This is a genomic window from Steroidobacter cummioxidans, assembly GCF_003104955.1.
In genome coordinates this window covers 42816-64381 of record NZ_LSRW01000020.1, presented here as the reverse complement: position 1 = coordinate 64381, position 21566 = coordinate 42816, and the positions used below count along the sequence as shown (strand labels likewise).

At 61.4% G+C, this 21566-nt stretch carries 15 protein-coding genes; 2 read left to right on the top strand and 13 right to left on the bottom strand.

What is annotated here, in order from left to right:
- Positions 1–117 precede the first annotated feature (117 nt).
- The 4 genes from D0550_RS12725 to D0550_RS12710 form a co-directional block, all read right to left on the bottom strand.
- On the bottom strand, positions 118–4116 hold the full coding sequence (locus D0550_RS12725) for an RHS repeat-associated core domain-containing protein (RefSeq protein ID WP_116809564.1): 3999 nt from the start codon (positions 4114–4116) through the stop codon (positions 118–120).
- Positions 4117–4262: 146 nt separating this feature from the next.
- Positions 4263–5618: an efflux transporter outer membrane subunit gene (locus tag D0550_RS12720; RefSeq protein ID WP_161965797.1), complete on the bottom strand. Its 1356-nt coding sequence runs from the start codon at positions 5616–5618 to the stop codon at positions 4263–4265.
- A gap of 23 nt (positions 5619–5641) precedes the next feature.
- Positions 5642–7582, bottom strand: coding sequence for a MacB family efflux pump subunit (locus D0550_RS12715; protein ID WP_206606243.1), 1941 nt, complete (start codon positions 7580–7582; stop codon positions 5642–5644).
- 31 nt (positions 7583–7613) lie between these two features.
- Entirely contained in the window at positions 7614–8783 is a 1170-nt protein-coding gene (locus D0550_RS12710) for an efflux RND transporter periplasmic adaptor subunit (protein ID WP_161965796.1), read from the bottom strand.
- Between the two features lie 131 nt (positions 8784–8914).
- Here D0550_RS12710 and D0550_RS12705 point away from each other — a divergent pair, with 131 nt between their 5' ends.
- Both D0550_RS12705 and D0550_RS12700 read left to right on the top strand, forming a co-directional pair.
- A complete protein-coding gene (locus tag D0550_RS12705) occupies positions 8915–10297 on the top strand; it encodes an ATP-binding protein (RefSeq protein WP_116809573.1) in 1383 nt (460 codons plus the stop codon).
- 1 nt (position 10298) lies between these two features.
- A complete protein-coding gene (locus tag D0550_RS12700; RefSeq protein ID WP_116809561.1) occupies positions 10299–10985 on the top strand; it encodes a response regulator in 687 nt (228 codons plus the stop codon).
- Here the strand turns inward: D0550_RS12700 and D0550_RS12695 are convergent.
- From D0550_RS12695 to guaB, 9 genes are all read right to left on the bottom strand, one after another.
- Positions 10982–11383, bottom strand: coding sequence for an MbcA/ParS/Xre antitoxin family protein (locus tag D0550_RS12695; RefSeq protein ID WP_116809560.1), 402 nt, complete (start codon positions 11381–11383; stop codon positions 10982–10984). The two genes, D0550_RS12700 and D0550_RS12695, sit on opposite strands and share 4 nt — an antisense overlap.
- Positions 11359–11850: a hypothetical protein gene (locus tag D0550_RS12690; RefSeq protein ID WP_116809559.1), complete on the bottom strand. Its 492-nt coding sequence runs from the start codon at positions 11848–11850 to the stop codon at positions 11359–11361. The genes D0550_RS12695 and D0550_RS12690 overlap by 25 nt, the downstream gene beginning before the upstream one ends.
- 97 nt (positions 11851–11947) lie before the next feature.
- Positions 11948–14086, bottom strand: coding sequence for a CHASE domain-containing protein (locus D0550_RS12685; protein WP_116809558.1), 2139 nt, complete (start codon positions 14084–14086; stop codon positions 11948–11950).
- A gap of 197 nt (positions 14087–14283) precedes the next feature.
- On the bottom strand, positions 14284–15066 hold the full coding sequence (locus D0550_RS12680) for a ZIP family metal transporter (protein WP_206606242.1): 783 nt from the start codon (positions 15064–15066) through the stop codon (positions 14284–14286).
- 27 nt (positions 15067–15093) lie between these two features.
- On the bottom strand, positions 15094–17319 hold the full coding sequence (locus tag D0550_RS12675; protein ID WP_116809557.1) for a patatin-like phospholipase family protein: 2226 nt from the start codon (positions 17317–17319) through the stop codon (positions 15094–15096).
- Between the two features lie 53 nt (positions 17320–17372).
- Positions 17373–17957: a YhgN family NAAT transporter gene (locus D0550_RS12670; protein ID WP_116809556.1), complete on the bottom strand. Its 585-nt coding sequence runs from the start codon at positions 17955–17957 to the stop codon at positions 17373–17375.
- 82 nt (positions 17958–18039) lie between these two features.
- Positions 18040–18228 carry a hypothetical protein gene (locus D0550_RS12665; RefSeq protein ID WP_153067139.1) on the bottom strand — a complete coding sequence of 63 codons (189 nt, stop codon included), beginning with the start codon at positions 18226–18228 and terminating at the stop codon, positions 18040–18042.
- A 134-nt stretch (positions 18229–18362) separates the two neighbouring features.
- Positions 18363–19958, bottom strand: coding sequence for a glutamine-hydrolyzing GMP synthase (gene guaA / locus D0550_RS12660; RefSeq protein WP_275129239.1), 1596 nt, complete (start codon positions 19956–19958; stop codon positions 18363–18365).
- A complete protein-coding gene (gene guaB, locus D0550_RS12655; protein WP_116809554.1) occupies positions 19948–21414 on the bottom strand; it encodes an IMP dehydrogenase in 1467 nt (488 codons plus the stop codon). Before guaB ends, guaA begins: the two co-directional genes overlap by 11 nt.
- Positions 21415–21566 lie beyond the last annotated feature (152 nt).

The following is a 21566-nucleotide window of genomic DNA, read 5'->3' as shown; positions in this document are numbered from 1 at the left end:
CCATTGGGCCGCGATCCGTTTCGGGCATCGCGACTCTCATGCCACGAGCCGCCCCCCGGCAAACGCGCCCTCTGCCGGAACGAATAATCTGATCTATGTGAGTCAGCTCATGCCGCATCATTGCAAAATTCGCTGAACGCACTTTCTCAATTTGAGCGGACTCATCGGCTGAAGCTGACTAACCATAGATCCATTTCCATCGCAAATTACGGTGTTACGGCCCGGATTCGGAAGAAATAGCTCCAAGCCTTGTGGGTCTAAGAATGAAACCGGATTTCCATTCACGTACCCATAGACATTCAGTCCTCCACCTAGACCGATCGGATCACTCTGCGCATACCTCCCCGTACTCGGGTCATAGTCCCTGAAGTAGTTGTAATTCAGTCCCGTCTCCGCCACGTAAATCTGCCCCGGGAATCGCAGATGGAAATCGAACACGCCCGCGCCCGACGGGTTGTTGTTCACCGTGCCGCCGCCAAATGGCTCGGCATCCCAGCGCCAGCGAATGCCCGGATTGACTGACCCCGTAATCAATCGCGGCGTGTTCAGGTGATCGGTGTGGATGTTGTAGATGTTGATCCCGCCGCCGACCTTGGGTCGCAGCGAGATGATCGGAATATCCCCCAGCCAAACGATCTCCTCGACCAACGCGCCGCTGCCAGTGTAGGTGCCAAGAACGTGGCCGGCCTCGTCATAGTAATAGAGGGTGTTCGTGCCCTTCTTGATCAGCTGCCCGAGCGCATTATAGATGTAGCTCGTGGTCACGCCGCTCTTGGTGGAGGAACTCATCCGCCCCCGGTTGTTGTAGGTGAAGGTCAGCCCGGTGAAGCTCGTGGTGTTGCCGGCATTGTCGTAGCCATAGGTGCGCGTGAGCGCACCGGACGTGCTCAATAGGCGATTGCTGTTGGCAGCCATGGTGAACGTCGACGCAGCGGTCCCCGTCTGCGTCAAACGGTTGCCATTGACATCGTAGGTGTAGCCGAGCGTGGTGCCGGTGTTCGACGCGCTGGTGAGCCGGTCGAGATCGTCGTAACCGTACGTCCAGCTCAACGCTGCGTTGCTTGCGTCGGCGATGCCCGTGATGCGAAACGCATCGTCGTAGCTATAGGCCTTCAAGACTTCGCTGTCGATCTGCGTCACCTTGCCGTCTTGATCGAACGTACGCACCGCCAGGGCGCCGTTGGCCCAGGTCCATTGCCGCACGGGGCCGAAGGGCTCGTACAGAATGCCTGACACCAGCAGCGTGCCGTTCACGCTGACGCTGGTGATTTTGCCGTTCGTGTACCCGTAGGTGACCACTTGGCCCGAGGGCGTCGTCATGCTCTGGCGCAAGCCGTTAGCGTACGAGTAGCTGGTGGTCTTGCTGACCGACCCGACGGCCTGCCCCGCCGTTACCACCCGACCTTGCGCATCGTAGGTCCACGAGAGCGCATGATTGCTGTCAGCAACGCCGGTCAAGCGACCGTTGCCATGCGTCCCCGTATCGTAGGTATAGGTGAGGGTCGGATCGACATTGGCGCCCGTCGCAAATGAGGCCGTCGCGACGCGATTCAGCGCATCGTACGTGTACGTCGAGACGGCACCGCGCGCGTCGGTGCTCGTAGCGAGGTTGCCGCCGGAGTCATAGGTGTTGGTCGTGATGCCCGTGTCGGGACTGGTCTGCTGCTTGAGGTCGCCCAGCGCGTTATACGTGTACGCGGTCGTCAGATTGCGCGGATCCGTGACCGCGATCAACTGATCGAGTGCGTTGTAGCCATACTGCGTGAGCCCCGAGAGCGGATCGGTGATTTGCGTCAGCCGGTTCAGCTCATCGTAGCCTTGGCCCGTGTTCCGACCCAGCGGTGCGTCAACACTGGTTTGATTGCCGTTGTTGTCGTAACCGTACGTGGTGGTGACATTCGTCGTGCCGGCGGCACCGATCTCCTTCCACAGTTGATTTAGAGTGTTGAACACCCTCGTCTGGGTCCGAGTGAGTGCATTGGTCGGATCGTAGAGATTCTCCGCCGTGCGGTTGCCCATGGCATCGAGCGTGTACTCGATGCGGTTGCCTTCGGAATCGTTGATACCGGTCAGGCGATGCGCGGCATCGTACGTGTATTCGAGCAAGCTGCCGTCGGGCTGTGTAGCCTTCTTCAACAGACCAGTCGGCCAGTACTCAAATGTCGTGACTTCGGTGCCAACGGTGCGCGAGGTCAGTCGCTGGCGCAGATCATATGTCAACGTCGTCACGACGTCATTCGGATCGGTGATCGTCAGCGGCTGGCCGTGTGCGTTATAGGTGCTGTAGGTGGTGACATGGCCGGCAGCATTGGTGGCAGTATGAAGCTGACCACAGTGATAGCCTGTAGCGCAGCTGTAGTACGTGTAGGTCGTCACATCTGAAACGTCCGAGCGCGGCCCATCCTCGCTCAATACTCTGCCGAAAGTGTCATACGTGAAGCTCCATGTTCGTGAAAGATTTGGCGTCGAACCCAAGTCGGTAGTGGTGCGCGATAGAACGTTGCCGCTTGCATCATGAACGTATGTGGTCCGCTTGTTCGGCTCATCGATCCGCGTTGGTAACCGATACGCTGAGTTCCATTCAGTCGTGATCGTGCGCTCACGCAATGTCCCAACTGCTTCTGTCCGCGAAATTTCGAGACTCCGTTCGGTGTCGTACACGAAGCTCGTTTTATTTCCGAGGGCATCCGTCCTTGAATTCATGTTTCCCGCGGGGTCGTAGCTGTAGCTCGCATACTGGCCCGCGAGCAGGCTCGGAACCCCAGTGATGCTCGTAGCCTTACGGATCCCAAAAAGTGACTGGAATGAATATGTCTGTGCGTTACCTAGAGCACTCGTCACAGTCGTCGTGTCGTTGCTGTTATAGGCGATCGAAACGCGGTTCGCTCCACCAGCGTGTTCAGTCAGAATCGCTCTTCCGGCTGAGTTGTACTTGAACGTGGCTAATCGATTGAGAGACTCATCGATGATGCCGGTTAACGCCCAAGGTAGAATCGCGCCCGATGTATTAACCGACTCATTGTAGAGGTACTGGCGCTCAGTGCTGTCGGGGTAGGTTACTGAAGCCAGCATACCGCTAGAGGCGTAGCTGTACCCATAAGTGGTAGAACCGGGCGCATTGACTGAAGTAATACGATTCTGCGAGTCGTAGCCAAACTGCAACTGGCGACCGAAGGAGTCGGTGACCGTCGCCAGACGCCCCTGGCCATCATACGTTAGTGACTGGGCATAGCCCGTTCGCAGTTCGATCAAAGTCAACCGACCCGCTGCATCGTAGGTCTCTGTGATGTCCGAGTCGATAAACGTCCATGATTGAGGCAGGCCTGAGGAGGTGCTGGCCCATGACAACGTGGCGGCGACATCTGGCTCGGATTGCCAGCCAGTGCCTGATGGTGTGAATGTGAAGATCCGCCCGTTCGGCCTAATCACGCGTGCGATGTATGTGCTAAGTCCAATCAGTCGATACTCAACCGCGCGTTCAAAGGTGTGACGCCATCTTGAGCCGAATGCCCCCGACACCGTCGCTTTGCTGTTGTACGCTCTCTGCAACTGCAAACCACCAGTGGCGCTATAGTCTGATTCGATCTGCGATTTGTTACCATTTCCAGCGTTGATTGGATTGCCGAACATCGCACCACCTTGCGAGTTCGAGACAGGGCAACAGTTTTGCTTGTCCTCACCGGGTTGCACTGGATCGATCCGTGAACCGATCCCAGCGATGCCGGTGTACATCGTGCCGCCGTCGCTAACCCTGCGCATCTTTAGTCTAGTGTGGTACGCGGGAAAGCCACTTGCGCTCAGATTTACATAGTCAGGCGTGCAGTCAGCATACTGCCCTTGAGCCGCCGGCTGGGCGCAATACCACGCCGCATACGCATCTGCCGCCTCATTAGGGCTGTCGTACCACTTCGGATAGCTGCCCGCGCTAACTTGCCACTCGTAGAAGGTCTGTGCGGCGGCTTGCGCGGCGACTAGCGAAGATATCCCTATAACGCTCAGGCAAGCTAGGATCAACTTGAAGCGCGCGATTCGATCGAACGAGACCGAAAAGGATAAACACGTCAGCACGATGCCCTCCCATTCCCTCACATCGTGCGGCCCCTTGCGCAGCCTCATCCGTGAGCGATTCGATTGTCTGTGTCGCGCAAAAAAAAATAAAAAGAATTTTTTTTTGGTTGCGGCGTCAATCAGGGAGAGGATGAGGATCGCTGAAGCGCCAAGCTCCTACTGCCGTGATCCTGTCACTTTTCAATCAATGCCCGTCAAGACGCCTCCCACCCACCACCGAGCGCCTTGAACAACGTGATCGAAGCGTTCACCCGCGCGAGCTTCGCTTGCACCAGCGAATCCTCCGCGTTGAGTTGTGACGTCTGACTTTCGAGCACGGTCAACAGATCCTCTGAGCCTGCCTGATAGCGCGTTGTCGCGAGTCGCAGCGCCAGCTGTGCCTGCTCGACCGTCCGCGTCAGCAATGCCGTGCGCTGATCGGCGGTCGAGACCGCACTCAAGCTGTCATTCACTTCCTTGACGCTGACCAACACCGTTTGCAAATAAGTTTCGACGAGCTCGCGGCGTGTCGCATCTGCCAGCTGCACCTGACCGCGAAGCTCACCGCCATCGAACAACCTTTGCGAAAGTGACGTCGCAAGCGCGGCGACTGTCGCCGAGCCGCCGGTCAGCCAGTTGGTCACAACACCCGTCGCGCTCAGCTCCATGCTCGGATAGAGCGCCGCACGCGCCACACCGATGTCGGCATTCGCGGCGACGAGACCTGCTTCGGCCGCGCGGACATCGGGCCGACGTTGCAGCAGATCGCCGGGCTGGCCTGCCGCGATCGCCGGCAGTTGCGTATCAGCGAGCGATTCAGTGCGCACCGTGAAATCCTGCGGCACGCGACCGAGCAGCAACGCCAACGCGCTTTGTGTTTCTGTCAGGCTCTGCTGCAACTGAGGCACTTCGGCCTCGATGCCCAGCAAGGCGGTGCGCTGTTGAGCGACATCCAGCCCACTCGCTGCGCCTTTGTCGTAACGAACTTGGACGAGCGACATCAGCGAGCGCGCCGCATCGAGATTCTTCTGGGCGATGGCGAGCCGATCTTTCAACGCGAGCGTCTGGAAATAGTAGGAAGCCACGTCGGCCTGCAAGACGAGGCGCGTCGACTTCATGTCATATTCGCGAGCCGCGACGCGAGCGGCCGCTGCCTGCACGTTGGCGCGGTTCGCTCCCCAGAGATCCACTTCATAGTTCACCGACACTCGCGAATCATCCGACGACGCAAGCGAGCCCGCGCCATTCAAGTCCTTCTGCCGTGAGCCGCCAACCGTCATCGTCCCGTACGGCATCAGGCGGCTGCTGGCCACTCTCGCCGTCGCCTTCGCCTGCTCGATGCGGATCGCCGCGGCCGCGAGATCATGATTCGCAGCCAACGCCTCGGCCATGAGCCGCTCCAGCTCGGCATCCTTGAACAGATCATTCCACTCGGTCGGTGAATCGCTGCTCGCCGCGACCTTCTGAGCCACCCAGGACTCAGGCAGATCGGCGCTCGGTCGCTCATACCGCGGCGTGAGGCCGCAGCCCGCGAGAACGCCGAGCACGGCGACCGCCAGGGCCCGCTTCATAGAAGTCCGCATGTTCATATTGATTACTCCGAGGCCAGGGCGACGACGGGATCCATGTAGGCTGCCTTGCGCGCTGGCAGATAGCCGAACAGCACGCCAGTCAGCAGCGCCGACGCCAGCGCTAACAACGCGGGCGTCGGCGTGAAGGCAACGTTCGTTCCCAGCGTCCGCGCAATGAATCCCGCGGTGAAGCCGAGTGCCACTCCGATCAATCCACCGATACCGCACACCACGAGCGCCTCGGTGTTGAACTGCAGCAGGATGTTGCTCGCCCGCGCGCCAGTCGCCATGCGCACCCCGATCTCGCGAGTCCGCTCCGTCACGCTCACCAGCATGATGTTCATCACGCCGATGCCACCGACGATCAGCGAGATCGCCGCCACACAACCGAGCAACAACGTCAGCGTGTTCTGAGTCGACGCGGCCGCTGCCATGAACGAGCTGGTGCTGCGAATCTGGAAGTCCTCGAGGTGATGCCGCGAAATCAGCAACTGCCGGATCTCCTCCTGGGTCTGGGCAGTCTTCTCGTCTGCCGCCAGCTTCACGTTGACCGAGGCGAGGTATTGCTGACCGAACAGCCTGCTGAAGCCGGTCGACAGCGGCACGAACGCGGCGTCGTCCATGTCGGAGCCGAACGAGTTCGCGCCCTTGGTGGACAGCACACCGATGACTTCGAACGGCGTGTTCGCCACCAGCACGAACTGCCCCACCGGATCCTCATCGTTTGGGAACAAGTTGTTCGCAATCGTCTTGCCGAGCACGATCACGGTGGCATAGCTGCGAACATCGTCATCCGTGATGAATGTGCCGTTCGCCATCGGCCAGTTCTGCGTCACTTGGTACGTCGGCCATACGCCAGTGATGTTGCTCTGATAATCGATCGAGCCCATGCGCAGCGTGGCGCGCGTCCTTCGTTCCGGCGACACAGCGACGACATTGTCCAACTCGGAGATCGCTTGCGCGTCCGCCGGCACCAGCGTGGCGATATCACCGGACGGCCGCGTCCCCGGCGCGCCAGGAAACACGAGCAACAGGTTGCTGCCCATGGCTGAGATTTGTTTCATTACGGCTTCCTTGCTGCCGTTGCCGATCGCGAGCATGGTCACGACCGCCGCAACGCCAATCATCACGCCGAGCAGCGTCAAAGCGCTGCGGAACTTGTTGGCGCGAAGCGATCGCATGGCCATCTTCATGGCCTCTTCCAGATCGTCGAACCACTTGGCCTGAGCCGCGATCGAAGCGCGCTGAGGTTTGCCGCCTGCAATGGCGCGCTTGACGCCCGAATCATCGACGATCCGGCCGTCCTTGATGTGCAGGATGCGCTCGGCGTGCTCGGCCACGGTTGCATCATGCGTGATCAAAATGATCGTGCGGCCTTCCGAATGCAGCTGCTTGAGCAGTGCCATCACTTCGGCACCGCTGCGGCTATCGAGCGCGCCGGTCGGCTCATCCGCGAGAATGACTTCCGCATCATTCATCAGCGCACGAGCGATCGACACGCGCTGTTGCTGACCGCCGGACAACTGATTGGGCCGGTGATCCGTGCGCTCACCCAAACCCAGCTTTGCGAGCAAGCTGCGGGCACGCTGTCGACGTGCATCCTGTGGCACACCGGCATAGATCGCGGGCAACTCGACGTTCTCGGCCGCACTCACTGTCGCAAGCAAGTTGTAACGTTGGAACACAAAGCCGAACGTGTCACGACGCAGCGCCGCCAGCTCGTCAGGCGTCAAGCTGCCCACATCGACGCCGTTGACTTCGTAGCGACCTTCGTTGGGCCGATCCAGACAGCCGAGGATATTCATCAGCGTGGACTTGCCGGAGCCGGACTGCCCCATGATGGCCACGAACTCGCCGCGCCGGATTTCCAGCGATGCATGATCGAGCGCACGGATCTCCGAGTCGCCGCTGACATAGACGCGACTTGCGTCGACGACTCGAATCAACGGTGTGTTGGCGTCCATCGAATTCTCCCGATGTGTCATGCGCAGCGGCTTAGAGGCGCGGGCCCATCTGTCGACCCGGGCCACCACCCTGCGCACCGCCACCGGCCGGCGCCGCAGCCGCGACAACCAGCTGATCACCCGGCGACAAACCAGAGACGATCTGCGCCATCGAACGACTGGTGAGACCAACCTGCACGTCGCGCTCGACCACACCGTCCTTGGTGAGCACCTTCGCTTTATAAGCACCCGCGCCCGCCTCACGCTGCGCCTGCAGAGCGTTGATCGGCGCCAGCGGCACATCCTTCGCTTCACCCAAAGTGAAGAACACCTGCACGGTCATCTGCGGCAACAGCAACTTCTCGCGGTTGTCGACATCGATGAGCACGTTGTAGAGCACCACGTCGTTCTCGACGACCGGCGTCGGATACACAGCACGTACATTGCCGTGCCACTTCTTCTCCGGCATGCCGAGCGTCGTGAACGTCGCCGGCATGCCGACGGTGATGCGACTTACATCGGCCTCTGCCACCTGCGCCCACACAGTCATCACATCCATGTTCGCGACTTGCACGATGACCGGTGCAGACTGTGCGGCATTCACGGTCTGGCCTTGGAGCGTGGTCTGCGATGCGACCGTGCCGTCCAGCGGTGCATAGATCTTGGTGAACCCGAGATTGGCGAGGTCACCCTCGAGCGTTGCTTCTGCGGCCTTGATTTGAGCGCGCGTCGCAGCGACCGTCGCGGCGGCGACTTTGGCCTGCGCGACGGACTGATCCACGGTGGTCTGACTGATCGCATCGGCGGCACGCATTTCCTGATTGCGCTTCAGCTCGATCGTTGCCAGCGCCGATTCGGCCAACTGCTGGTCCAGCTGCGCCTTGAGATTCTCGAGCGTGGCGCGATCTTTACGGACCGTCGACTCGTACACGGTCGGATCGATCTCGGCGATCAGATCGCCTTTGGCCACGCGGTCGCCGATCGCCACATGGATCTTCATGACCCGGCCGGACACCTGAGTGCCCACGTCGACATAGTCCTTGGGCTCGATCGAGCCGACCGCGGTGATGCTCCTCTGCAGGTCGCCCCGGGTCACGGTCACCGTTTTCATGCCTTTGGCATCGGCATTGCCGATGTAGTGGCAGGCTCCCGCCACCACCGCTGCCCCCAGCACCGTCGCCAGCCCCAGCTTGCGCCAGCCACTGAATTTCCCCGCCTGCATGGTCGAGACTCCGTCATGCGTGTTTTGCATGGGTCGAGGATGGGAGCCAAACGTGGAGGAAAATTGAAGACTTTATGGAGTCAGCGCCCCAGTCTTGCCCCAAGTGCGCCCGGCGGGCGTTAATGGTGGCCATGAAATGGAGTATCTCGACCAAGCTGTTCCTGGTCCTGGTCGCGATCAGCATCGCGACCGTGACGGCCATGGGGCTATCCGCGCGTATCAGCTTTACGCGCGGCTTCATCGGCTATCTCAACGACCAGAGCACGGCCTATGTCGAATCAGTGATTCCCCGCTTGGCCGAGGCGTACGAGAGCGAGGGCAGCTGGGAGTTCCTGTATCACAATCCCCGCGCCTGGTATCGCCTGCTCGACACTCGTGTCCGGCGCGACGGCCCGCCGCAATTCTCTGAAGTGGACTTCGCGGCCGTGCAGTTGCGCATGACCTTACTCGATGCGGACAAAGAGGTCGTCATCGGCAATCGTGACCTCACGCCTGGCGTGCCGATGCGGCCAATCAATGCCGATGGCAAGACCGTGGGCTGGCTGGCACTCGTGCCCTACCAGCAAGCGACAGCCACCGCCGACGTGCGATTTCAGCAGCGTCAGCTCAAGCAGAACTGGTTGATCGGACTCGGCACGGTGCTGCTTGCGGCACTCGCCGCATGGTGGTTGTCGCGATTGCTGGTAACGCCGCTCACACGAATCGCCTCGGCCACCCACAATCTCGCCAGTGGCGACTACACCGTTCGTATTCCGGTGACATCGAAAGATGAAATCGGCGGCCTGTCGGAAGATTTCAACCGCCTCGCGCAGGCGCTGGCACATAACGAGCAGCTGCGGCGCTCGTTTATGGCGGATGTGTCGCACGAGCTGCGCACACCACTGTCCGTGCTCAAAGGCGAGCTCGAGGCCATCGAAGACGGCGTACGTACCATGACGCCAGAGACGCTGGCGTCGTTGCAATCGGAAGTTGCAACGCTCAGCAAGCTGGTCAGCGATCTCTACGATCTGTCGCTGTCGGACATCGGAGCGCTGAGCTATCGCATGGCCGACGTGGATATCGCCGAGGTTCTGCAGTCCACGCTCGCGGCGTTCCAGCAACGGCTGGCAGAGCGCGGACTCAAAGTGGAGACGCAGATCGATGCGCCCGTCATCGTCAACGGCGACGAAGGACGACTACAACAACTGTTCAACAACCTGATCGAGAACTGCGCGCGTTACACGCAAACCGATGGCACCGTGCAGGTAGCCTGTCGGAACATCGACGGCGAAGTGCTCATTGAAGTCGCAGACTCCGGGCCCGGCGTGCCGGCCGACATCCTGCCTCGCGTCTTCGAAAGATTCGTGCGTGCGGAGGCTTCTCGAAATCGCTCGCACGGCGGCGCGGGGTTGGGCCTGGCCATCTGTGCCAACATCGTCCACGCCCACGGCGGCACGATCACGGCCACTGCTGCTCCTCTGGGCGGTTTGCTGATCGGCATTCGCCTGCCGCAGCAGCGTACGTTGAAGGTGTGATATGAGCGACGGCGCCCCTCAGATCCGAATTCTCATCGTCGAGGACGAGCCCAAGCTCGCGCAGCTGCTCGCGGACTATCTCACATCCGCCGGCTATCACACGCAGATGATCGGTGATGGCCGCGAAGTCGTGCCGGCGCTCAAGTCGGCGCATTTCGATTTAATGCTGCTCGACCTGATGCTGCCGGGCCGTGACGGCCTGGAGGTGTGCAAGGACGTGCGCGCCTTCAGCAACATTCCCATCGTGATGGTGACGGCGCGGGTCGAAGAGATCGATCGACTGTTGGGTCTGGAGCTGGGCGCGGACGATTACATCTGCAAACCGTTCAGCCCTCGCGAAGTAGTCGCGCGAGTGAAAGCTATTCTGCGCCGAAGCCCGCAGCAGGTGCAGGCTCAGGTCGACTCCAAGCTGAGCATCGATGAAGCGCAATTCAAAGCCACGCTCAATGGCCAGATGCTCGATCTCACACCGGTGGAATTCCGGCTGTTGAAGGCGCTGTCGGCGGCGCCGGGCCGCGTGTTCTCGCGTCAGCAGCTGCTGAACACGTTATATGAGGACCATCGCGTGGTGACCGATCGCACCGTCGACAGCCACGTCAAAAACTTACGCCGCAAGTTGCAACAGGCGAATCCCGGCGATGAGCTGATCGAATCGATCTACGGCGTGGGCTATCGATTTACGCTTTAGTGCTCGCGCCGAACCGCGGGCGGCATGCGCAACTCGTGTTTGCGCACCGAATTGAGATAGCGATGTACGCGCTCAGCATCCGGCGTGCCGAGCAGATCCACGGGCCGGCCGCCCAATGTTTCATTCGACGTACCGAGCCACGCTTTGGCGCGATCTACCGATCCGAGCACTTCCACGATCGTCCGGAACAGACCAACGATTTGTAGCGCACCCTGCCATTCCTCACGCTGTGGATCGAGCACGCGCTCGCCCGCCTGCAAGCTGGCGATCTCATCGGCCGATACGCGCAACAAGGACGGTAAATTTTCCGTAAGGTTGAGCTGTTCAACGGCGCGAAACAGCGCCTTGGTCAGCAAGGCAGGCGACAATTGTTTCAAATCTGCACGGTCTGCAGCCACGCGCGGGCCTCATCAAGCTTCTCGAAAGAGCGCACCGCTATTTCCCGCGGCGCTCCCGACATAATGTTCGCGACCGACTGCCTGCCGAAAAATCCATTCGGATACTTGCTGGCCGCCGCTTTCAGGCCCTCGGTGGCCGCCCGGGGCATCCAGTCCTCACGGATCCAGGCCTGATCGTCGACCCCAATCATCGCGAGCGCGGTGTCGTCACCCAGAATCCGGTGTAAAGCATTCCGTCGCAGTAACTGGAGCGCGCTCTCGTGGACGAAGCGAAACTGCGCGCTGGTGGCATACCGCCCCCAGGCCAGCACGACGCACGGAATTGCCGCATCGACCGTGATCCGACAAATAGGATTGTCCGCAAGATTCGCGACTAGCCTGGCACCGTCGCTGGATTCCGTCCGGACCACTTCCGTGAGTTGCCGCAGGGAGTCCTTCTCCCGCGCTTCCGTTGCATCATCCGTCATCGCGTCTCGACCGCCCTCCCAATTCCCAGGGGGCGATGATAGTTCGATATGGGGCTTCCCGCGACCCTAATAGCTTTACGGGCCTGTGAAAATGCTGTCAGGCGAGGGCCGGCGGGCACTCGGGCAGCACGAAATAGAACGTCGCGCCCGCGCCAGGTCGTGACTCGGCCCACACGCGCCCGCCGTGTTTCTCGATCACCGATTTCACGATGGTGAGCCCCAGGCCAGTGCCTTCGAACTCGCGCTCGGAGTGCAGGCGCTGGAAGGCCCCGAACAAACGCGGCGCATATTTGGGATCGAAGCCCACGCCATTGTCGCGCACGAAATAGGCACGATCGCCTTCGATATCGGTCGCACCCACCCAGATCTCCGGATTCGCTCGCGTCTGTGAGAACTTCACGGCATTGGCGAGCAGATTGCGCAACGCCAGCGTGAGCAGGCCCGCATCTGCCCGCACACATTCGGACGCCAGCGCGACATGCACTTCCGCCGGCGGTTGCGGATTCACCTCCGCCACCACCTGCCGCATCAGCTCGCCGAGCTCCAGCTCCTGAGTCTGCAACTCGCGCTGACTGATCGAAGCGAGCTTCAGCAGATTGTCGATGATGGCGTCCATGCGCCGTGTCGTGTCCATGATCGCAGCCATGTGGCGCTGGACTTGCGGTGAACCGGGCTGGCCTAGGTCTTCGCCGAGCAATGATGTGTAACCCTTGATCGCTCGCAGTGGCGCACGCAGATCGTGCGACACGCTGCGGGTAAACGCTTCGAGATTTCGATACGCCGCTTCCAAGCGACGATGTGCAGTCTCCAGCTCTTGCGTGCGCTCACTGACTCGGTGTTCGAGCGTGGCGTTGAGCTGCTTCACTTGCTCCTCTTGCTGGCGACGCGCGGTGATATCACGCAGTGACGCGAAGAACACTGTTTGTCCACGTCGCAGCGTAGACGCGATCGAGATCGCCACGATGATCTGGGTACCATCACGGCGCAGCGCTGGCATCTCGACTCGCCTGCCGAGCACGGTGTGCTTGCGAATATGAAAGTTCTTGACCGCATCGATGTGAGCTTCACGCAGGCTCTCCGGCACGATGAGATCGGCGAGCCGGCGCCCCAGCACTTCGTTCTTGGTCCAGCCGAAGGTCTGCACTGCCTGCTTGTTCCATTCGAGGATGCGGTCCTGCTCGTCGATGACGACGAACACTTCCAGCGAATTCTCCAGAAGCGTCGCCGCGTCCCGCTCCTGCTCGAGCAATCGCTCGTCAGCCAGCGCACGCTCGCGCAGCACATGCCGGCTGCGAGCCATCGCAAACGCCAGACTGCTCAACAACAACGAGCCGCACGCGCCGACGATCCAGACGATCCACACCGGCACGAGCTGATTGTTTCCAATCATTGTTGGCGTGGCAGCAATGCGCAGCGTCCAGCTACGTCCGCCGACCATGATATGACGCACGACGTGCGTCGACTCAGTGACGGCGACGTCGTCAGCGGCGCGTCGATACAACAACGAACTGGCGCGCACCTGATCGTCGTCATAAAGTTCGAACTCCACATCGCGCGGATCGCCCTCGAAAACGCGCTCCATGAAGTCGCCGGCTCGAAACGGGCTATAGACATAGCCGATCAGCGCTGCGCGTCGCTCTTCGAGCGTGGCTATGGGCAGATCGCGCTGGTAGACCGGCACATACATGAGAAAGCCCGGCTGCGGCGTGGAGTCGATCTCCTGCACCAGCGTGACTCTGCCGGTGACCGCCGCCGTTCGCCCATCGCGCGCCCGCTCCATGGCGACACGGCGCACGGCTTCGCTTGCCATGTCGAAGCCCAGCGCCTGCTGGTTTCGCGCGTCCTGAGGTTCCAGAAAAACAATCGCGGTCTGCGGGTGCTCGTCGCGCCCCTCTGGATTGCTCCACAGCCCTGATGGCAACGCATTCAACTGCGCGGCGCTCAACTTGCTGACCACCGCGGTGAAGCCGACTCCTTGTACGCCGGAAAGCGCCTCGCCCAGATTCAACGGGCGCACGAAACGTCGCCATTGCTGTTCGGCGATGGGCCACGCGTTATCGATGAAGCCCGCGCCGGCGCGCAGCACCGCTTCGCAAGCCATCATTCGATCTTCGATGGCGTGCTCGCTGCGAGAGGCACGAGCGTCCAGCATGCTCAAGGTGAGCGTGTGTGCCGCCCGATCCATGGACAGCGCAAACGCTGCCGTCACTGCCGCACCGAGACCCAGAATGGCCAACGCAATCGCGCCTGGAACCAACCACCCGGAATGGGATTGTTCTTGTGAATGCACCGCGGAACACTATCGTCGGGCAGCATGCTGCTGCATGGGTAGAAATACGATTGTGGGGTCCACGCAGTTCATCACCGACAGAAATCGCTTCGACGCTTAGACCGAGCGCACGATGCAGCTCACCTCTGGACAAGCTTCCAGCGTCAAGCGAACACCGCGTCCAGGAACATCATCACCGCGAAACCGCCGAGCAACGAGAATGTAGCGATGTCCTCGTAGCCGCCGCGATGCGTCTCCGGAATGATCTCGTCGCTGATGATGAACAACATCGCGCCGGCCGCCATGCCGAGCACGATGGGCATCATCGGCCCGGCGATCCACACCGCGGACGCGCCAACGGCACCGCCCAACGGCTCGACCAATCCAGTCAACGACGCCACCAGAAACGCTTGTGACTTCGGATAGTCGATAGCCAGCATCGCGGCCGCAACCGCCAGACCTTCGGGAATGTTTTGTAACCCGATGCCCACCGCCAGCGGCATGGCCTTGGCCATGTCGCCCCCGGCGAAACCGACACCGACCGCCATGCCCTCAGGGAAGTTGTGCAGAGTGATGGCGATGATGAACAACCAGAGCCGCTGCAATCGCAGGGTGTCCGGCCCTTCCTTACCCAGCACGAAGTGCTCGTGCGGCACGCGCGTGTGTATCAAGTACAGGCCAATCGCGCCACCGAGCAACCCGAACACGACGATGAGCACGCCCAGCGGCTTGGAAGAAATGTTCGCTTCGGCATGATCGAGTGCCGGCTGCAACAGCGAGAAAAAGGTCGCCGCCAGCATGACGCCAGCTGCCCCACTGAGCAGCGCATCCTGCGCCTTCGGCGACGGGCGTCGAAAGAAGAATATCCAGACCGCGCCTACCACCGTGCCCATGCCGGCGATGAAGCTGGCCGTCAGACCGCGCCAGAAAATCTCATGAGCTTGCATCGAGCAGCGCCTCCGGTCTTAACGGTCCTAGCGATAGTTGGGCAAGACCAGCGAGCCGAAACTGAGATACACCGCATCGCGCCCATCGAAGGTACGCCCGTAGCCCAGTTGCAAAGGACCGATCGGCAGGTCCAGGCCGAGGAACACGCTGCCGGCCTTGATCAGATCGCCGGTCGAGACCTGGTGTCGGTCGAGCCAGGTATTGCCCGCTTCGAGACTGCCCGCCAGGTACACCGGCAGATCGAAGATCAGACTCTGCTGGGTGAGGCGTCGATAGTAAATCCCTCGCAGGAACAGCATCTGGGTGCCGATCAACTCGCGCTCTTTCAGGCCGGAAAGAAATGTCAGTCCGCCGAGGGTGGAGAACGTCTGCAACGCGCCGGTCTCATCGCTCGACAGCGACGCCCGGCCACCGAGCATCACCGTGTTACGCCCGAAGCTATAGGCCTTGTCGAGCGCAATTCGCAACAGATCGCCGTCCTGATCGGAGCCGAGCGACTTATCAAACATCGTATAGGTGATCTCGGTACGCATGCCGTGACGCGGGAAACGCACGTTGTCGAGACTGTCCCAGAGCACGCCAAGCTCCACGCCGCCCACATCCTCCGAATTCAGCTCGCCCAACTCCGGTAAGCCAATTTGCAGGTCGGCACGCGCGCGACTGCGTACCAGCGACGTTGAAAGCTGCAACCTATCGCCAATGTCACGACCAATCTTGAACGCGCCGCCATACGTCGTCAGCCGATACTGAGCAACCGTATCTCCGTCCGCGACCAGCGGCTGATTGAGCGCGCTGTACTCGATGGACGGGGCGACGAACCAATTGCCGCGCTCGGCGAATGGCAGATACACATCGGTGGCCAACGACGCCACGCGCCCCAAACCGACGAGCGTGCGCCATTCGCCTCCCTTCTCGGTCAGACTGGTCACCCTACCTTCTACGTTCAACTGATAGTCGCTGTTGCCAGCGAAGTCATCGTCTATCTGCAAGCCGGCGCGAAACAACGTGCGGCCGATACTGGCGTCCACCGGCACGACTCTGAGCCCAGACCTGCCCTCCTCATCGGTTTCCAAGTGATAGGAGATGGATTCATATGTGCCGCGGCCGAACGAGCCGGCGATGTCGTTCTCCAGCACCTTCAAGTCCAGCGGGCGGCCCGCCTTCACCGAGAGCCGATCGCGCACGAACTCCGAGGTTGTGCTTTGTGACGTGTCTACATCGATGAATGCCACCGTAGTCGGTGGCGAATACGGTTCGCGTTGCTTGCTTTGCCAGGCCTGGTAGTCGGCCTCGGACACCGACATCTCGCGCAGCTGTTCGACGGCCGCAATGGCCGCCTTTTCGCCCGCATCGACCCCTTGGATCGCCTGCTGGAAGCTGGCACTCGTCAATGGGCCCAAGTCCGGGCGTAACAACACGTCGCGGCCGCCCAGTTTGCTCAGGCTCTGCTGCGTCCGATCGCGCATCATGCCGCCGACCATTTGCACCAGCACCTGCACGCCACTCTGCACCGACTCCGCCGGCGCCAGCGGCTGACCCACGTCGACGACGATCACGCGGTCGACGCCCATGTCGCGGGCCACATCGATGGGAATGTTATTGACGACGCCGCCATCCACGAGCACGCGGCCCTCGTGCTTTACCGGCGCGAACGCACCCGGCACGGCCATGCTCGCACGCACCGCCAGCGCCAGATCGCCAGACTGAAATACAACCGGCTTCACCTCGCCGATGTCGGTGGCGACACAACGAAATGGAATGGGCAGATCGTCGAAGCTCTCCACCTTGCCGCGGCCTAGAAACATCCGACGCAGCCACAGGCCCAGCTTTTGTCCGCGCACCAGCGTGGTCGGGAATCGTAAGTCGCCGTCCTCGATGCCGACTTCGAGATTGGCGACGATGCCGATGTCGGTTTCCTTCTGGCGCATCGGCCGCTCGCGGCGCGCCGTGCCGTCGTGGAAGATATCGACCCAGTCGATGGAGCCGATGGCTTGCTCGATCTCATCGGGGGAATAACCGGCCGCATACAGGCCACCGACGATGGAGCCGACGCTCGTGCCGGTGATCGCATGAATCGGAATGCGCTCGCGCTCCAGCACTTTCAGCACGCCGATATGAGCCGCGCCTCGTGCTCCGCCGCCTCCCAACACCAATCCGATGCGCTCGCCTTCTGCTTGCGCCAGACCGCCCACCAACATCGCCAGCAACAGCACAAGACCGCGAGCAGCCTGCCGCCAATGCGCCCACTTCATCTTCAGCCTCTCGTTAGAACTCCGGCGCGAGCGCGTCGATCACACGCTGACCCTCACGCCATGTGCAGAAACGTCGCCACGCCATTCAGGAACATCTGCACGCTGATCATCACCAGCACCATGCCCATCAGGCGCTCCATGGCAACCAAGCCGCGCTCGCCGAGCGCTCGATAGAAGAACGGTGCCGCAATCAGAATGGCCGCGGTCGCCGACCAGGCAATCGTAGTAGCCAACCACAGTTGAAACGTGCTCTCGGCGGTTGCTCTTAGCAGCAGCAGAGCGGCCAACGTGGATGGCCCGGCGATCAACGGAATCGCGAGCGGCACCACCAGCGGCTCGTCGTGCGCGGAATCCTCATGCCCGCCGGGCTCGGGAAAGATCATGCGGAGCGCGATCAGGAACAACACGATGCCGCCGGCGATGCTGATCGTCTCCTGCTTGATCTGTAGCAGCGTCAGCGCGCGATCGCCGACCAGCATGAAGAAGATCAGGACGGCGTACGCAATCAACACCTCGCGAACCAGCACCTTCCGCCGCCGCTCCGGCGGGACTCGCTTGAGCACGGCCAGAAACACCGGCACGTTCCCCAGCGGGTCCATGATCAGCCACAACGTGATGACGGCGGATAGGATGTCCATCCGCACAGGTTCTCACAAAGACCCCGATGGCGACTACGGGATCAGCAGACCGAGCGCGCTCGAACCGAACGGCCCGACTGGATCAGCCGAAGCGACGGAACAGGCGCACGAGGGAACTGGTCTTCGGCTGCGACTTCGCCACCGGCTGATGGGCCTGGGTGCGGATGGTCTGCTCGCGCCACTCGAAATAGGACGGGCTGGACGACTTGTCGTCCTCGTCGAGGAAACTGAGTCGATCGATTCGAGAGCGGGCGCGAAGGCGGGGCTGCATGACCGGTCGGTCCATAAGTTGACGAGTCGTCAACTTATGTCAGCCCTACCCCGGCCTGAATAGGGCGTCCGCTGAACGAACTCTGCGGCGCCCACGTCGTGAAGAATTTGCAGCCGCGCTGCGCGGCTACTGCTCTACTCCCACTCGATCGTCGCCGGCGGCTTGCCGGAAATGTCGTACGTGACTCGCGAAATGCCGTCGACCTCGTTGCAGATACGACGAGCCACGAGATCCAGGAACTCATACGGCAGCCGCGACCAGCGAGCGGTCATGAAGTCGATCGTTTCGACGGAGCGAAGCGCGATGACATAGTCATAGCGACGGCCATCACCCATCACCGCAACGGAGCGCACCGGCAGGAACACCGCGAACGCCTGGCTGGTGCGGTCATAGAGATCGTGCTTGCGCAACTCGTCGAGGAAGATCGCATCGGCTTTACGAAGCAGATCGGCGTATTGCTTGGTGACTTCACCGAGGATGCGCACGCCCAGGCCCGGACCGGGGAACGGATGGCGATACACCATCTCGCGCGGCAGGCCGAGCTCGACGCCGAGCTTACGCACTTCATCCTTGAACAACTCGCGCAGCGGCTCGCACAGCTTGAGATTCATCTTCTCGGGCAGGCCGCCGACGTTGTGATGACTCTTGATCACATGCGCCTTGCCGGTGCGAGAGCCGGCGGACTCGATGACGTCGGGATAGATCGTGCCCTGCGCGAGCCAGCGAATGCCCTGCAGCTTGGCGGCTTCTTCTTCGAATACTTCGACGAACAGGCGGCCGATGATCTTGCGCTTGCGCTCCGGATCCACCTCGCCCTTCAGCGCCGTGAGGAAACGTTCTTCGGCATCGACACGAATCACACGCACACCCATGTGCTTGGCAAACGTTTCCATCACCTGGTCGCCCTCACCCTGCCGCAGCAAGCCGTGGTCGACGAATACGCAGGTAAGCTGATCGCCGATCGCACGATGTAACAGCGCGCCGACGACGGAGGAATCGACACCGCCCGACAGGCCAAGCAGCACGTTGTCGCGACCGACCTGCTCACGCACGCGAGCGATGGAATCGGAGATGATGTTGCCCGGGCTCCAACGCGCTTCGCAGCCGCAGATCTCGCGCACGAAACGTTCGAGGATCTTCACGCCCTGCAGCGTATGAGTGACTTCCGGGTGGAATTGAACGGCGTAGTAGTGACGCGACTCATCGGCCATCGCCGCGAGCGGCACGCTGTTGGTGAAACCCACAGCCACGAACCCTGGTGGCAGCTCATCGACCTTGTCGCCGTGGCTCATCCACACATCGAGCAGCGGCCGGCCCTGCTCGTCTTTGTGATCGAACAAACCGTCGAGCAGTTTGCACGGTGCCGACGAAGTCACCTGCGCATAGCCGAACTCGCGATGCGTGCCGGCGGTGACGCGACCGCCGAGCTGCGCAGCCATCGTCTGCATGCCGTAGCAAATGCCCAGCACCGGCACACCGCTTTGAAACACGGCTTGCGGTGCTGCGGGACCTTTCGCTTCCGTCACCGACTCCGGTCCGCCGGAGAGAATGATGCCCTTGGCACCAAACTCGCGAACCTCGGCATCCGTGATATCCCACGGCAGGATCTCGCAATACACGCCGCTTTCACGCACTCGACGCGCGATCAGCTGAGTGTATTGCGCGCCGAAATCGAGAATCAGAATACGGTGCGCGTGAATGTCCGAGCGAGGCAAAGTATCAGCTGACACGGTAGTTGGGTGCTTCTTTTGTGATAGTCACATCGTGAACGTGGCTCTCGCGCACACCGGCGTTCGTGATGCGCACGAACTGCGGCCGCGTCCGCATCTCTTCGATGGTGCGGCAGCCGGTGTAGCCCATCGCTGCCCGCAGGCCGCCGGCCAGCTGGTGCAGGATGGTGACAATGGAGCCCTTGTAAGGCACGCGACCTTCGACGCCTTCGGGGACAAGCTTTTCCAGTTCCGCGGTCGCGTCCTGGAAATAGCGGTCCTTGGAGCCGTGCGCCTGAGACATCGCGCCCAATGAGCCCATGCCGCGATAGGACTTGTACGACGCGCCTTGATACAGCTCGACATCGCCCGGCGATTCTTCGGTACCGGCGAACATGCCGCCGCACATCACCGAATTCGCACCGGCGACCAGCGCCTTGGCGATATCGCCGGAGAAGCGAATGCCACCGTCCGCGATCAGCGGCACGCCAGTGTCCTTCAGGGCAGCGGCTACATTTGCGACGCCCGTGATCTGCGGCACGCCCACGCCGGCAACGACGCGAGTCGTGCAGATCGATCCAGGGCCGATACCCACTTTCACGCCATCGACGCCTGCCTCGACCAGCGCCAACGCTGCATCCGCGGTCACGATATTGCCGCCGATGAGCTGCTGATCCCGCCAGGTCTTCTTGATCTCGCGGATCGTCTGGATCACGCCGCTCGAATGGCCGTGCGCTGTGTCGACGATGATCACGTCGACACCGACTTCACGCAGCGCGGCGACGCGCTTCATCGTGTCTGCACCGGTGCCGACGGCGGCGCCGACGCGCAGCGCGCCTCGCTCGTCCTTGGCGGCACGTGGGAATTCGGTGGCCTTCTGGAAGTCTTTGACCGTAATCATGCCCTTCAAGTTGAAGTCGGCATCCACTACCAGCACCTTCTCGATGCGATGCTTGTGGAGCAGCGCCAGCACTTCTTCCTTCGGCGCGTTCTCCCGCACGGTGACCAGGCGCTCTTGCGGGGTCATGACGGTGGAGACCGGGGCGTCGAGCTTGGTTTCGAAGCGCAGGTCGCGGTGGGTAACGATGCCGACCGCCTTGGAGCCGACCACGACCGGGACGCCGGAGATGTTCTTGGAGCGGGTCAGCTCCAGCACTTCGCGAATGGTCTTGTCGGGGGAGATGGTGATCGGGTCGTGGATCACGCCGCTTTCGAACTTCTTCACCTTGCCCACTTCGCGCGCCTGGGCTTCGATGCTCATGTTCTTGTGGATGATGCCGATGCCGCCTTCCTGGGCAATGGTGATTGCCAGGCGCGCCTCGGTAACGGTGTCCATGGCGGCGGACAGGATGGGCAGGTTGAGACGGATCGCGCGGGTGAGTTGCGTGCTTAGGTCAGCGTCGCGCGGCAGGAAATTGGAGTAAGCCGGGACCAGAAGCACGTCGTCGAAGGTGAGTGCTTCCTCGAGAATACGCATGGGAGTGCCCGCAGATTATCGATGAAAGCACGTCATTGTACGCGGCGGAGCCTCTCCGGTAAATGTGCTGCCCGAGGTCGGGCAGGAACCGCGGGATCCGCCGAGGGACATCGCCGGACGTGCGCGGCCGGGGCGTAGGCTGTAGCCTTCCG